16 protein-coding genes and 1 tRNA gene are annotated in these 14,452 nt (G+C 47.9%); 13 read left to right on the top strand and 4 right to left on the bottom strand.

The genetic code is table 11. The features are described from left to right. From H9L42_RS16845 to H9L42_RS14900, 3 genes are all read left to right on the top strand, one after another. The coding region (locus tag H9L42_RS16845; RefSeq protein WP_465270671.1) for a hypothetical protein at positions 1–180 on the top strand (180 nt) is incomplete at its 5' end. 89 nt (positions 181–269) lie between these two features. Beyond that, positions 270–345: transfer RNA gene (locus H9L42_RS14905), tRNA-Arg, on the top strand. A 489-nt stretch (positions 346–834) separates the two neighbouring features. Continuing rightward, positions 835–2,037, top strand: coding sequence for a LuxR C-terminal-related transcriptional regulator (locus H9L42_RS14900; protein WP_187304205.1), 1,203 nt, complete (start codon positions 835–837; stop codon positions 2,035–2,037). A 94-nt stretch (positions 2,038–2,131) separates the two neighbouring features. On the opposite strand, the gene H9L42_RS14895 is transcribed toward H9L42_RS14900, so the two are convergent. Further along, positions 2,132–2,281, bottom strand: a complete 150-nt coding sequence (locus H9L42_RS14895; protein ID WP_187304204.1) for a hypothetical protein — start codon at positions 2,279–2,281, stop codon at positions 2,132–2,134. Between the two features lie 492 nt (positions 2,282–2,773). Here H9L42_RS14895 and H9L42_RS14890 point away from each other — a divergent pair, with 492 nt between their 5' ends. The 4 genes from H9L42_RS14890 to H9L42_RS14875 are packed head-to-tail and all read left to right on the top strand — an operon-like array spanning position 2,774 to position 5,791. Continuing rightward, positions 2,774–3,370: a 2-oxoacid:acceptor oxidoreductase family protein gene (locus H9L42_RS14890; RefSeq protein WP_187304203.1), complete on the top strand. Its 597-nt coding sequence runs from the start codon at positions 2,774–2,776 to the stop codon at positions 3,368–3,370. Further along, positions 3,370–3,675, top strand: coding sequence for a 4Fe-4S binding protein (locus tag H9L42_RS14885; protein WP_187304202.1), 306 nt, complete (start codon positions 3,370–3,372; stop codon positions 3,673–3,675). Before H9L42_RS14890 ends, H9L42_RS14885 begins: the two co-directional genes overlap by 1 nt. Further along, a complete protein-coding gene (locus tag H9L42_RS14880; protein ID WP_187304201.1) occupies positions 3,675–4,862 on the top strand; it encodes a pyruvate ferredoxin oxidoreductase in 1,188 nt (395 codons plus the stop codon). Before H9L42_RS14885 ends, H9L42_RS14880 begins: the two co-directional genes overlap by 1 nt. Then, positions 4,862–5,791, top strand: coding sequence for a thiamine pyrophosphate-dependent enzyme (locus tag H9L42_RS14875; RefSeq protein ID WP_187304200.1), 930 nt, complete (start codon positions 4,862–4,864; stop codon positions 5,789–5,791). The genes H9L42_RS14880 and H9L42_RS14875 overlap by 1 nt, the downstream gene beginning before the upstream one ends. Positions 5,792–5,904: 113 nt before the next feature. On the opposite strand, the gene pdxR is transcribed toward H9L42_RS14875, so the two are convergent. Further along, a complete protein-coding gene (gene pdxR / locus H9L42_RS14870; protein WP_187304199.1) occupies positions 5,905–7,311 on the bottom strand; it encodes a MocR-like pyridoxine biosynthesis transcription factor PdxR in 1,407 nt (468 codons plus the stop codon). 125 nt (positions 7,312–7,436) lie between these two features. On the opposite strand from pdxR, the gene H9L42_RS14865 reads away from it, so the two are divergent. Next, positions 7,437–7,904: a pyridoxamine 5'-phosphate oxidase family protein gene (locus H9L42_RS14865; protein ID WP_187304198.1), complete on the top strand. Its 468-nt coding sequence runs from the start codon at positions 7,437–7,439 to the stop codon at positions 7,902–7,904. Between the two features lies 1 nt (position 7,905). Next, positions 7,906–8,415, top strand: coding sequence for a nitroreductase family protein (locus tag H9L42_RS14860; protein ID WP_187304197.1), 510 nt, complete (start codon positions 7,906–7,908; stop codon positions 8,413–8,415). Positions 8,416–8,511: 96 nt separating this feature from the next. Here H9L42_RS14860 and H9L42_RS14855 read toward each other — a convergent pair whose 3' ends face one another. Then, the gene (locus H9L42_RS14855; protein ID WP_187304196.1) at positions 8,512–9,687 is read right to left on the bottom strand and encodes a HipA domain-containing protein; all 1,176 of its coding nucleotides are present in this window, start codon (positions 9,685–9,687) and stop codon (positions 8,512–8,514) included. A 41-nt stretch (positions 9,688–9,728) separates the two neighbouring features. Continuing rightward, positions 9,729–10,301 carry a helix-turn-helix domain-containing protein gene (locus tag H9L42_RS14850; protein ID WP_187304195.1) on the bottom strand — a complete coding sequence of 191 codons (573 nt, stop codon included), beginning with the start codon at positions 10,299–10,301 and terminating at the stop codon, positions 9,729–9,731. A 180-nt stretch (positions 10,302–10,481) separates the two neighbouring features. Between H9L42_RS14850 and H9L42_RS14845 the strand changes: the two genes are divergently transcribed. From H9L42_RS14845 to H9L42_RS14830, 4 genes are all read left to right on the top strand, one after another. Next, on the top strand, positions 10,482–10,706 hold the full coding sequence (locus H9L42_RS14845) for a DUF739 family protein (RefSeq protein WP_187304194.1): 225 nt from the start codon (positions 10,482–10,484) through the stop codon (positions 10,704–10,706). Positions 10,707–10,904: 198 nt separating this feature from the next. Then, on the top strand, positions 10,905–12,890 hold the full coding sequence (locus tag H9L42_RS14840; RefSeq protein WP_243235815.1) for a polysaccharide biosynthesis protein: 1,986 nt from the start codon (positions 10,905–10,907) through the stop codon (positions 12,888–12,890). A 463-nt stretch (positions 12,891–13,353) separates the two neighbouring features. Then, complete coding sequence (gene loaP / locus H9L42_RS14835; protein ID WP_187304193.1) at positions 13,354–13,860, top strand: antiterminator LoaP; 507 nt, start codon at positions 13,354–13,356, stop codon at positions 13,858–13,860. Positions 13,861–13,928: 68 nt separating this feature from the next. Beyond that, positions 13,929–14,441, top strand: a complete 513-nt coding sequence (locus H9L42_RS14830) for a PglD-related sugar-binding protein (RefSeq protein WP_187304192.1) — start codon at positions 13,929–13,931, stop codon at positions 14,439–14,441. The last annotated feature ends 11 nt before the right edge of the window (positions 14,442–14,452 follow it).

Raw genomic sequence — 14,452 nt, 5'->3', positions numbered from 1 at the left:
GATTCCTGTAGAGTAGAAACCAGAGAGGTTCAGGAACAGCTCAATGTCTTTCGGAAGATGGCTTTGAATCTCATCAAACGGTACAAAGAAAAGGAGAAATCCAAACGTCCCATTTCCAAGATTATGATGGATTGTCTGCTCGATCCACTCTTGCTTGCGTCAGTATTTTCTGAAACTTGATTTCCCTGGATTTTGAATGAAAAGTGTTGAAATCCCCGATATATATATGGTATTATTAAAAAGTGCTTATTTTGTAATAAGCCTGTTGAGCCCCCGTAGCTCAGGGGATAGAGCGTCGGTTTCCTAAACCGTGCGTCGGATGTTCGAATCATCTCGGGGGTGCCAGGTAAAACCGTTGGAACTGTTGAATTTTCGGGGTTTCAGCGGTTTCTCTGTTTTTTGAATTTCTTCCAATAACCTTTCCTGATGCCCTTTTTTCCTCAAAAACCGTGCCATTAGCGTGCCACCTCCCGGTACTTTTCCGGCAGCGGCGAAAGCGCGAACATTTCAGAAATAAAGAATATGGAAGGGCGCAAGGCGCGACCATTGGGGGGAAAGGGGGAATGGGAAGTGCGGATTTTAGCCGGAGCGCGGCTCATTTCTAAAAATTACGCAGAGTATGGAAGGAAAAGCGCAAATATTGCTTCTAAGCTCTGGGGTTTGTTCGCGTGCAGCGGCATGCGGGGACGATTTTTTGTGATTTGTTCGCGCGGTGGCGCGGCGGCATCCTCAATCCTCCGGACGATACCCTTGCGTTTCCTTTCCTGCCATTGAAAAGGTTTGGCAAAACGAATATAATAATATACAGTAAACGAAATCTGGGAGAGCATTGTGATGGAGTATATGACTGTGCGGGAAGCGGCGGGTAAATGGAAGATTTCAGAGCGAATGGTGCAGAAATACTGTGCGGAAGGGAAAATTGAGGGCGTCAGAAAATTCGGAGTGTCCTGGGGTATTCCTCAATGCGCGGAAAAGCCGGACATTTCTCAAAGCGTGAAAAAGAAGGAAAACCATACAAAAAGCGGATCGGAGATCCATTTTTGTATGGAGCTTATGCCCCTTATGAACACAGCCTTTAAACCGGGGAGTTGTGTGAAAATGATTGAAGCGATGGAAGACGGTCCGCGGAAAGACATTGCCCTTGCTGAATACCACTATTTCAGCGGACAGCCAGAGAGGGCGGTTATTGAGACAGGGAGATATCTGGCGCATCCGAATATGGAAATTCGTCTTTCGGGCTGCCTAATCTATTCTTATGCCAATCTTTCTCTCGGACAAATCTCACGAGCAAGATATGCACTGAATGAAATGAGACGTAATATGGAGGACATTAATTCGGAAGCGGTTCCGCAGATCGGGGCGGCTAAGGCCTTCTGCGCGGCCGCTGGAGCGGTCCTGCTGCATCTGCCCCTGCCGGAAAAACTGTCGCCGCTTCAAACTTATCTGCCACTGCTGCCGCCGGGACTTCAGGCGTTCGCTTTTTATGTGCAGGCCCATTATACTTATTTGAAGAAGGAATATGGGAAAAGCGTCGGTATTGTAGAAACAACCCTCGCTATGCAGCAGGAGAAGTATCCGATCCCCGCTATTTATTTGCACCTGGTAGCGGTAATGGATTACATGAGTCTCAAACAGCCCGAACAGGCGAGGGAGCATCTGTTGGCCGCATGGGATCTGGCGAGGCCCGATGATTTGATCGAAGGTTTTGGGGAGCATCATGGGCTTTTGGGTGGAATGCTGGAGGCGGTTATCAAAAAGAGATGGCCGGAAGAGTTCAAGCGGATTATTGAGATAACATATCGGTTCTCCGCAGGCTGGAGAAAAGTGCATAATCCGGATACAGGGCATGATGTAGCTGATAATCTGACTACCAGTGAGTTTGCCGTAGCTATGCTCGCTGCCCGGGGATGGACGAATCAGGAGATTAGCGAGCATATGAGTATTTCGCCTAACACAGTGAAACATTACGTGTCTATGGCGTTACAGAAACTGCACATTAAACGGCGACAGGATTTGCAAAAATATATGCTTAGATAAGCAAGAATAAAAATGGACGGTGAATTATTTCGGCAGCTTTGAGCGAAAGACGTGGAAGGCCGCGAGGCGTCGATCTTTTTGTCACGCTACAATGTCAATAGATCGATTTTTTTACCTCGTAAGCCACCAGCTTTACTTTTCTTCCGGTCATCTTTTCAATATTTTTTTCTGTTTCCGCCACAATATGCTCGATAACAAGGGTTGGATTCGCGCGGTTATCATTTTTAAAGTGTCCTATTAGCAAATGTATCACCTCTTGTGATTAGTTTCCCCTGAACGATCGTTTTTTATCACAATAAAAAGTGAATTATTTTGTGAAAAATAAATAAAAATATTGACAGGACAGGCGCGGTGCGTTAAAATACACAAAGAAAATTAAATACAGAACAAAGACTGTGACGAAGAGAGTAGGCGCCGCTTGAATGGAAAGCGAACCGGGGATGGTGCGAGCCCGGGGCAGGAGAGCGCGAACCGAAAATCACTTCTGAGTCGCAGAGCCGAAACCAAAGACGGCGGACGGGAGAGCCCCGGCAGCCGCCTCGAAAAAAGGGAGTAAGTTCTGACGGGTATTCCTCCGTTATCAGGAACGCGTATGTTAGTATGTTGTATTAGGTGGTATAGCGAGATCTACGGGTTTTCGTCCTTATACAAGGGTGAAAACCCTTTTTTATTGAGATAGAGGCAAACTGGAATATCGCTCTTTAATACAACACTGTAAAAGAAAGGATGTTCAAGAATGGAAAAGAAGACAAAGCAGAACGAGGCTGTGGAAATCAGATGGCACGGCCGGGGCGGACAGGGCGCGAAAACGGCGTGTCTGCTGCTGGCGGACGTTGCTTTTAACTCCGGAAAGCACGTGCAGGGGTTTCCGGAATATGGACCGGAGCGAATGGGAGCTCCTATTACGGCTTACAACCGGATCACCGATGAACCTTGCAAGGTTCACTCCAACATTTACCATCCGGATTATGTAGTGGTGGTGGATGAGACGCTGCTGGGAACGGTAGATGTGACAAAGGGAATTAAAGACGGCGGAGCGCTGATTATTAACAGCAAAAAAGAACCGGAGGAAATCCGCGAGATGCTTCCGGAGTATAAAGGGAAAATTTGCGCCGTGGACGCGGAGAAGATTTCCATGGAAACTCTGGGGAAAAATTATCCCAACACCCCGATGCTGGCGGCTGCCGTGAAAGTCAGCCATGTCATTGACCAGGAACAGTTTATCCGGGATATGGAAGAATCCTTCCGCCACAAATTTTCCCACAAACCGGAGGTTGTGGAAGGTAATATGAAAGCGCTGAAAAAATCAATGGAAGAGGTAAAGGTAAGCTAATGAAACGAAGAGCACAGGATATTAACGAACATTCCACATGGCAGGACATGACGGTGGGAGCGGAGATTTTCGAGCCGGCTACATCCCTGCTGGTGAACACCGGCGACTGGCGGATTATGAAGCCGGTCTTTAAAGAAGACAAATGCAAACACTGTATGCTCTGCATTCCGTACTGTCCGGACAGTTCGATTCCGGTAAAGGACGGCAAGCGGCTGGATTTTGATTATATGCACTGCAAGGGCTGCGGGATCTGCGTCAAGGTCTGTCCCTTTGGCGCGATTGATTTCGTGAAGGAGGTAAAATAATGGCAATCAGAGATAGAATGTCCGGAAATGAAGCCATCGCTATGGCCATGAAGCAGATTAATCCGGACGTAATGGGGGCGTTTCCAATTACCCCTTCTACAGAAATTCCGCAATATTTTTCCGAATATATCGCTAATGGGCTGGTGGATACAGATTTTGTAGCAGTTGAATCGGAGCACAGCGCCATGTCCGTCTGTATGGGAGCGTCGGCGGCCGGAGCACGGGCTGTTACAGCCACATCTTCCGCGGGGCTTGCGCTGATGTGGGAGCTTCTCTACGTGGCGGCTTCCTCCAGACTTCCCATTACCATGGCTGTAGTAAACCGGGCGCTGACGGGTCCTATTAATATCAACAACGACCATTCCGACTCCATGGGAGCACGGGATTCCGGCTGGCTGCAGATGTACGCGGAAACCAACCAGGAAGCCTATGATAACTTTATTCAGGGAATCCTGATTTCGGAAGCATGCAGACTGCCGATTATGATCTGTCAGGATGGATTCATTACCAGCCACGGCGTGTCTAATATCGAATTGATTGAAGATGAAAAAGTGCGGGAGTTTGTAGGCGAGTATCAGCCGGAAAACTATCTTTTAAAACATGAGAACCCGCTGGCTGTAGGGCCTTACGGAACGTCTCCTTACTATATGGAAATCAAACGACAGCAGGCGCAGGCTATGAAAGACGCTATGCCGGTTATTCGGGATGTGGCGGAGAAATTTGAGGAAATGACCGGAAGAAGCTACGGTTTCTTTGAGGAATATAGGATGGACGACGCGGAAGTAGCACTGGTTGTCATCGGCTCCAGCGCGGGAACCGGAAAGGAAGCTGTGGACCGGCTGCGCGCGGAAGGCAAGAAGGTCGGACTGATTAAGCTGAGAGTATTTCGGCCGTTTCCGAGAATTCCGCTGGCAGAGGCCATGTGCAAAGTAAAAGCGGTGGCGATTATGGACAAGGCGGAAAGCTTTTCCAACAGCGGCGGCCCGCTGTTTAATGAAGCGAGAAATTCCCTGTACGATCTGGAGGACAAGCCCTACGCGGTCAATTATATTTACGGCCTGGGAGGCAGGGACATTACAGTAGAAGACTTTTATGATATTTACCAGGATCTGTTCGTCATTTACGACAACGACGATCCGGGGGACGTTTATCGTTATATCGGTGTGAGAGATTCGAGGTTTCTATAATGGCATATAATTTGAAGAAAGAAGTAGAAAAAAAGGAACGGCTGGTGGGCGGACACCGGCTCTGCGCCGGCTGTGGAGCGGGCGTCGCGGTGCGGGGCGTTTTGCGGGCTCTGGAGCCGGAGGATAAGGCGGTAGTGGCCAACGCCACCAGCTGCCTGGAAGTTTCCACTTTTATGTATCCGTATACCGCTTATGAGGACAGCTATATTCATACTGCCTTTGAAAACGCGGCGGCAACCTTAAGCGGAGTGGAAGCGGCTTACAAGGTAATGAAGAAAAAAGGAAAAATTCCGGATACCTTTAAGTTTATCGCTTTTGGCGGCGACGGAGGGACCTATGATATTGGTCTGCAGTCTCTGTCCGGCGCGATGGAACGGGGACACGATCTGGTTTATGTGTGCTATGATAATGAAGCATATATGAACACAGGTATCCAGAGGTCCTCCTCTACTCCGCGTTTCGCGGACGCGACGACTTCGCCGGTGGGAAGCGTCAGCCCGGGAAAAATCCAAAACAAGAAAAATCTGACTGAGATTATAGCGGCCCACAATATTCCTTACGCGGCTCAGACCACCTTTATCGGCAACTTTAAAGATCTGCATGAAAAGGCGCACAAGGCGATTTACACAAAGGGAGCCAGCTTTCTGAACGTGCTGTCCCCGTGTCCGAGAGGGTGGCGGTATGAGGCGGAAGACTTAGCGGAAATCTGCCAGCTGGCAGTGGATACCTGCGTGTGGCCTCTTTACGAAATCGAGGATGGTAAGTGGCGTCTGACCTATGAGCCAAAGCGCAAAAAACCAGTAGAGGAATTTCTCGCGAAGCAGGGGCGCTTTAAGCATATGTTCGAGCCGGGAAATGAATGGATGATTGAGAATACCCAGGAATATGTAGATAAAGAATGGGAAAAGCTTTTGAAAAAGTGCAAATAAGGCGCGTATAAGCGGAATGATAAAAAGTACCCGTAATTGATATGGCAAGAAAGCTGCCGAGTCGGCAATTTCGTAAGTATCAATTACGGGTATCGTTTATAAAGGGAAAACTTTTACTGAAACCAGGCTTTTTTCAGCAGCTGAACGCTTTCCGGAATGCCCTGGGCTTCTATCCCGCCAAACCCGATGAGAACGCGGTTATTTTTCCTGGGCGGAGCGGAAAAGTACTGTGAGACAGGATAAACCAGCACTCCTTCCTGGCGGGCGGAAGCAATCAGCTGCTTCTCGTCCATTCCATTGTGAACCGCGAGAAGAAAATGCAAGCCAGCGTTGTTTCCCTGAATTTCCGCTTGTGAGCCCATAGCGTTCCGTATTTCGTTTACTAGGAGGTCGTGGATTTTTTTACTGGATAACGCGATTCTTCTCAGGTGCCTCTGCCAGTGTCCGGCTGCCATAAATTCGGCAAGGATCAGTTGAGTGAGAAGGGGAACGGTGCAGCCATAGTTGGCAAATTTGAAATCATACAGCTCCTTTAAAGCGGGAGGAAGCACCATGTATCCGAGACGGAGCATAGGCGCCAGTGATTTGGAAAAGGTATTGATGTAGATGACTCTCTCCTGGCTGTCCAGAGAATGCAGTGAAGGCAGCGGCTTGCTGTTGTAACGATATTCACTGTCGTAGTCATCTTCAATAATATAGCCGTCCTGCTCCTGGGCCCATTGCAGGAGCTTGATCCGCTTGCTGGCGGACATGACGGTACCCGAAGGAAACTGGTGGGAAGGCGTGATATAAATGAGGCGCGCTCCGCTTTCCCGCAGCGCGTCGATATCCAGCCCATCGGGCCTCAGGGGAATGGGGCAAACTTTATAGCCGTGGTTCTGAAAAATATGGCGTACCGTATCATAACAAGGGTCTTCCACAGCGACGGTAGAAAACTTCCCCATGAAAAGCTGGCAGAGCAGGCTGATAACGGTAAGCAGTCCGGAACACAGGACGATCCGGTCCGCTTCGCAGGCAACATTGCGGGACTCGTACAAGTATTTTGTAATTTCTTCCTTGAGAAGAGGATCCCCTGTCCGGCTGGTATAAGCCGTGATACGATTCGGATCCACATCAAGAAGAATTTTGTTTGCAATTCGTTTCCAGGTCTTGAGGGGGAAGCTTTCCGGCGCGAGACGCCCATACTGAAAATTATATTTAATTCCGGGGACAGAGATACGATCCTCTTCCGCCACATCATCCGCCGCGTGAAAAGAAATTTTGGGTGTGGGAGGAGAAAGCCGCTCGACCTGAGAAATATAATAACCGCTTCCCGGCCGGCTGTAGAGATATCCCTCGGCAAGAAGCTGCTGATAAGCCGTTTCTACCGTGTTTCGGCTGACAGACAGCTCCCGGGCAAGATGCCGTGTGGATGGCAGAGAAGAATGGGCCTGCGCCTGACCGGAAAGGATCCGGTCCCGATAATATTCGTAAATCTGAAGATAAATCTGTTTTCCTGAATCGCGGCTAATTAACAGCATAAAACCCTCCTTGATACTGGCATGGTAAATAAATTACAAATTGGTACTTTTGTGAGTACCAGATAACGATATAATAACATTATAAACGGAAAAAGAAAAGCCAATCGAAAAAGGAGGAGAATGTGATGTTTGAGGAAATGAGGCTGAAAGCGCAACAGCTTTCCGATGAAGAAACAATTGCCCTGCTGGACGCGGGCGAGTATGGAGTGCTTTCAACAATCGGCGCGAACGGATATCCTTATGGAGTCCCAATCAACTATATTTATGATGACGGGAAGATTTACATCCATTCGGCGGTCAAGGGGCATAAACTTCGGAACTTTGAATATGACAGCCGGGTATCCTTTTGCGTGGTGGCAGAGGCCGAGCTGCTGCAGGAAGACGTGAATACCATGTTTAAAAGTGTGATCGCCTTCGGAAAGATTCGGGAGCTGACTGAGATGAAAGACAAACAGCGGGTGTTCGAGATGATGATTCGCAAATTGTGTCCGGATTTTATCCCGAGCGGCCTGGAGTATGTGGAAGAAAACAAGGACGCGGCCAGAGTGTATGAAATTGAAATCGAGCATATTACAGGGAAAAGGGGAGAATAAAATGGATTTTTTTGAAGTCGTAAACAGAAGGGGAAGTTATCGCGACAAATTTGAGCAAAAGGCAGTTCCGGATAAAGATATCCGCAAAATTCTGGACGCGGCGATCAAAGCGCCTTCCGGCTATAATCTGCAGACAACCAGCTTTGTGGTAGTAACCGATCCCAGGTTGCGCAGTGAAATCGGGGAGCTGATGCCGTCTGAAGCGACAAAGACAGCGCCGGTGATTCTCGTGGTTACCTCGGAGCATGTGGAAGCGGACGGCCTCTGTTTTGAAATCGAAGATTACGCCTCCGCGACAGAAACCATGCTGCTGGCCATTACCGCAATGGGCTACGCGGGCGTATGGATGGACGGCGATACAAAGCTGGATGGAAATTTTGAAAAAATCAAGAAGCTGCTGGCTCTGCCGGCGGAGCAGACGGTGCGAACGATTGTGCCGATGGGTGTTCCGGAAAAGGAAGTAAAGCAAAACACAAGAAAAGCCTTTGAGGAACGGGTGACCTACCGGTAGGACCGGCAGGCTGCTGAGTCTGATTGCGAAGCAGCAATAGAATGGATAAAAGAAAAGACCGGACGCTGGTGTGTAAAATACGGCGCCTGGTCTTTTTTACATGGAATCATAACAGGACAAAATTTGCGAAGCCTGATTCGCAACAATCTGTTCCAGCTTTTGCAGCCGATCTTCCGGCAAATTATAAAGGGGATGACGTTTGAAATGGAAGTCAAACAAATGTTTCAGATCTTCTGCGATTTCCGGCGTGAGCATCCGGGCGGCGGTTTTTATAAAATCGATTCCCAGCTTTGGCGCTTTCGTAGAGACGCGCAAGTCCGCTTCCTGCCAGAATTGATCGTTTGTCAAATCGGAAAGCAGGCTTTGGTTATGATCGAATACCGGAGCCATCCCAAGAATTTCTTGTGCAGCGTTATCTATAAAAAATCCGTGATTCCCCTGATGCCGATCCGTATTCAAAATGACAGCGTCCAGGACGATCATGCGCCTGAATTCCTCCAGGCAGTGATACTGTTTATAAACATCTTCAATTTGACTGAGGTAGTGATACTCTCCTGGAAGCTTTGCAAAAGGAAGAAAACCGATCTGCTCCGATGTGAATAACCTGCATTTGGAGACGACTTCCAGAGAATTCGGGATGCTTTTGCCGCGGTTTAACTCAGGTGCTGCGGCTGGCTCCAGATCGTAAGGAATGCGCTTTGGGCATAGGATTTCTGCGATTTGTGCCGCGTAATACTCGGAATAAGGCTCGCATCCGGGCTGCCCGAAGGCTTCGTTGCCCCGTTTGATTAAATAAATATTTCCGTCTTTCTCTCGCTTCCAGCATTTTGCATAGGCCCCATCTGTACTAAATTCAGGCGAGGGGGAAGAAAAGTGAAAGTCAGATAGAATCCCATCAAAGGCAATTTGAGCAACAACGTCGTCAAAAGGATTGCAATAAAGAGAAACATCCGGCCACCGAATATCCGAGTCCGCTTTTTTTACCCAGAAAGTATCGTTTAAGCTGGTGGCGTGGCTCAAATCAATGTACCCCTGTAAATTCGTCATTCCAAGCTGATCGAGCAGCTTTTTAATATGCCTGCGATGACTGGGGACCTTTCGCTGCTGCAACCAGGAACCGATATGCTGATTCGGAATTCCCTGCAGGCTGACAGGCAGGGGAGCATGGTATCTTTCGCAGTTTTCAAAAAACGATTCCCCGTACCGATCCTGGATCTCTCTAAATAAGAGGACCTTTTCCTCTTTATTCATTAAATAGTAATAATTCGCCATACCTTCACCTGCTCTGATTTTGTTCCTCCAATTTTTTTGCTCTACAGCGTCAGCATTGCCTGGCGGGCAACGCCGTCAATTTGCAGCCGGTTTTCCGTTAAGTCCGAGAGCCTATATGTAAAGGGTAAAACGTCCGGGTTTGCCGGACTGAAAAATAAAGTTTCCGCGTCCTGATAAAAAAATCTCAGACAGGATTCGCCCTCATCCCTTCGCGATAGCAGCACAATATCGCCGTTTTGGAGATTTTCCAGGGGCTGCTTTTGGATGACGACGACCGCGCCCTTTGGAATGTGGGCATTGATCATGCTATTGTCGGGAGCGGTAAAATAAAAAGAACCAGGAAGCTGCTGTAGTGGACCGTGGTTTTCTGCCTCATCATCACGCGTAACGATCTTCTTGTTTCGGGGTACATCGTATCCCATGAGCCAGGCTTCAGAAACGCCCAAAACTTCAGCGAGAGCGTGGAGGTTTTGCTGTTTTGGCTCAAAAGAACCTCGCAGATACTGACTCATCGCGCTTTTGCCGATGCCCGTTTTCTGGCAGAGGTCGATCTGCCGCATATTTTTTTCTTCCAGAATGAACCGAAGCCGGTTTGCAAATGCTGTTTTTTCCACTACCATATCCTCCGCTGAGTCCTTTCCTAATTATAATATCAATCTCCAAAAACATCAATATTTTAGGGAGAAGCTTTTCGCTGCCCTGGGCAATTTAACTACCGGATCATTGACTTTCCGATCCGTTTTAGTATAATTGGTTTATAATATCTGAACTATTATGCAAAGGAAAAGGGAATTATGCTGTATATTTTCGACTATTCAAATTTGATCAAGGCGATTTTCGACAAAGGGTTTTCTTCAAAAGACGTAGCGGAAATTCTGGAAATTCCGGAGAGAAATTATTTATTAAAACTTAATAACCAGGAGGAGTTCACACAGCGGGAAATCAGTATTCTGGTTGAAAATGTGCTGAAGCTCCCGCCGGAATCCATTCCTGAATATTTTTTTCAGAAATGTAAATGACAACGGGGTGAGAAAAACAGTGTTCGCGCCATTGGTTACATTTTAGAGACCATTCGTGACACTTTGACTTTTTTCTTGAAAAAAATGGGGAGTTTTCGTTGACTTTAGGGATTCTTGCGGTATAATTGGTTTAGATATACTAAACTAGACTTACCTGCCCTAGTATGGCAAATTTTGCGGGGGGGGGGGGTGTTATTTATGAGTAAAAAATCAGAAGATACAATTACAGAAGAGATTGAGGGAAAAGCAACATTTCATCTGCATAAATGGATGAAAGTTGCTTTGTTAATGATGATTTATGATTCTATTACGGTGAACGCGGCATATGGACTGGCCCTATGGCTCAGGTTCGACCTGCATTTTTCCATGATCCCACGTGAATATCTTCATTCGTGGCTGCAGTTCGCGCCGTTTTTTACTATCATCACAATCTGTATTTTTTATGTTCTGAAGCTGTATCATAGTGTATGGCGATTTATCAGCTTTAACGAACTGGGGCGCGTGGGAATCGCGTCGCTTCTGACTCTTGGGGCGCAGATCGGAGGGACCTGCCTTTTCTTTGAGAGAATGCCGATCAGCTATTACGTGGTGGGTGTATTTCTGCAGTTCCTGGCGATCTGCGGGATGCGCTTTTCATATCGGGCGCTGCGCGTCTGGAAAGGCTATCTCGCGGAAATGAAGAAAGGGAATCTGAGCAGAGTGATGGTTGTCGGCGCCGGTGAAGCGGGTCGAATGCTGATTCGTGAGCTGAGCGTGACAAAGCCGCGCCGCTCAAAGGCATGCTGTGTGATTGATGACAATCCCAATAAAAAAGGAAGAATGATCAATCAGATTCCAATTGTGGGAAATCGGCGGGATATTCCCGAAATGGCGAGGGTTTATCGGATCGATCAGATCATTGTCGCGATTCCATCGGCAAAGGCTCGCCAGAGAAAAGAAATCCTGGATATTTGCAAGGAAACCGGCTGTGAACTGAAAATCCTGCCGGGCATTTCTCAGATTTTAAATGGCAAGGCAAGGCTGAGCCAGCTGCGGGATGTATCCGTGGAGGAACTTTTGGGCCGAGAGCCGGTACTGATTGACATGAAGGAAGTAGGCAGCTACCTGGAAGGAAAAACGGTTCTGATCACAGGAGGCGGCGGCTCCATCGGTAGTGAACTGGCAAGACAGGTCGCGCAGTACAGTCCAAAACAGCTGATTTTGCTCGACATTTATGAAAATAACGCGTATGACATTCAGCAGGAGCTGAAATGGCATAATCCGGAACTGAACTTGAAGGTACTGATCGGTTCTGTGAGGGACAGAAAGCGTCTGCGCCATATTATGGCCACTTATCGACCGGACGTTGTCTATCACGCGGCAGCCCACAAGCATGTGCCGCTGATGGAGGACAGTCCCAATGAGGCGATAAAAAATAATGTTCTGGGTACATATGAAACGGCCAGGGCGGCCAGCGACTATGGCGTCGCGCGTTTTGTCCTGATTTCCACGGACAAGGCTGTGAATCCGACCAACATTATGGGCGCGTCCAAGAGGCTGTGCGAAATGATCGCGCAGGCTATGGACAGGCAGTCCCGTACTTCCTTTGTAGCGGTTCGCTTTGGAAATGTGCTGGGAAGCAACGGCAGCGTGATCCCGCTGTTTAAAAAGCAGATCGCCGCGGGAGGCCCGGTGACGGTAACCCATCCGGAAATTACCCGATTTTTCATGACCATTCCGGAAGCGGTTTCCCTGGTATTGCAGGCTGGCGCCTACGCGGACCAGTCTCATGGAGAAATCTTTGTTCTGGATATGGGAAAACCGGTAAAAATCGACGAATTGGCGCGGAACCTGATTCTCCTTTCCGGACATGTGCCGGACGGAGACATCCGTATTACTTATACAGGCCTGCGGCCCGGCGAAAAACTTTATGAAGAGCTTCTCATGAAAGAAGAAGGTCTCAGACGGACCAGAAACGAATTGATTTTTATTGGACAGCCGCTGCGTCTGCCGCAAAAATTCCTGAAAAAAATTGAAGGGCTGGAAGACATCGTCTACGATAATCCGGATTCGATCAAAGAATTGATTCATGAGATGGTGCCGACTTACCAGACGCGGGAAGGCGCGGGAAGACAGACCAGAAAAACAGCAGGTCGCAGACAGGAAGAAAAAGATGAGCTGCAGCCGGTAAAAGCGATTGTATAGCGAAACGGCCGCGACAGCTGCTATATGATAAGAAAAGGAACAAGCTTGACTCAATCTCAAATCGTCGCTTTGCCGCGTTTGAGATTGTCGAGTGTTATAAGGGCAGGCTTTAACCTGGAGTCCACGGATTTTCCGAATTTCTTTTGAGAATCCGCGGGGCCGGGGTGGCGAAGCGCGCCCTTTTTGAGGTTTGTGCTCTTTTTCTGACTCTGTTTGTGCGTCTGCGGGCCGGATTTTGGAGCCCCGGGCCCGCTTTTTAGAAACATTTAAAAAAAGATATCGGTTGTTACTATTTTTTCAACCTTTTCAGGGGGCGTAAAAGGGTACTGCCAGATAAAATCACCCTTTTTCAAAAAACAGGTGCCGGAAGGCTTGAAAAGTCAGTAACAAATAGTAGAAAAACGGAATTGTTGATAATGTTGGTGTGTTGCGAAGGGAATCCAAATGGCGGAGGATTAGCACGATGTGGTATGTGATCCAGGTCCGAACCGGGAAAGAGGAAGAAATCCGCTTTCAGTGTGAAAAGCTGATTGAAAAGGAGATACTGGAAAAATGCTTTATCCCTCATTACGAGCAGATGAAGCGCTATCAGGGCAAGTGGCACAAGGAACAGCGGATTTTGTTCCCCGGCTATGTGTTCCTGGTGAGCGACGCGAAAGAGCGTCTGCCCTTTGCGCTGAAAAGGGTGACGGGTCTGACAAAGCTGATTGGCACCGGTGATGAAGTGGTGCCGCTGACAGAAGAAGAGGTTGATTTTCTGCTGGAATTTGGAAGAGAAGAACAGGTCGTCGGTATGTCCAAGGGGCTTATTGTAAACGATCAGGTTATTATCCGGGAGGGGCCGCTGAAGGGGAATGAAGGTCTGATTAAGAGAATCGACCGGCATAAGCGGCGGGCTTATCTGGAGCTGGAAATGTTCGGCCGGACGGTGGAAACGCAGGTGGGACTGGAGATTGTGGAGAAACGGTAGGGAGAATAAGGTTATTGTTAAAATTCACAATGCTGTGCCTATGAGGACAGTCTTAGAGGATACAAAGTATGGGAAAAAGATTGCTGATACTTGGCGCCGGCGGACATGGCAAAGTTGTCCGGGAAGTAGCGCTGAGTATTTTAGGTATTGATGGAACTCCTGTCTACGAAACTGTAGATTTCTTGGACGATGAGGAAGAAAACGCGATAGGAACGATTACTGATATGGAGAAATTCAGAAATTGTTACAGTGAAGTGTTCTGTGGGATTGGAAACAATCCTATCAGAAAACAATTGCTGAAACAGGCAGAGGAAATGGGATTCTCTATACCTGTTTTAATTCATTCATCTGCGTATATCAGTCCAAGCGCTGCGCTTGAAGCTGGAACTGTAGTGGAGCCAAAGGCAATTATAAATGCAAATTCGATTGTCCGGAAAGGGTGCATTATCTCTGTGGGAGCAATTATTGATCATGATGTAGAAATCGGCGAGTTTTCCCATGTAAATGCGGGAGCAATTGTAAAAGCTGGGACTAGAGTTGAAAGGGGTAAAAAACTTGAGGCTGGTGAAGTTGTTTTTTGAGATGAGGTAAA

It is taken from the genome of Zhenpiania hominis (assembly GCF_014333425.1).
GTDB classification, from domain to species: Bacteria; Bacillota; Clostridia; order Peptostreptococcales; family Anaerovoracaceae; genus Hominibacterium; species Hominibacterium hominis.
Note: the sequence above shows the minus strand (reverse complement) of the source record. Positions and strands in the feature narration are given on the sequence as shown.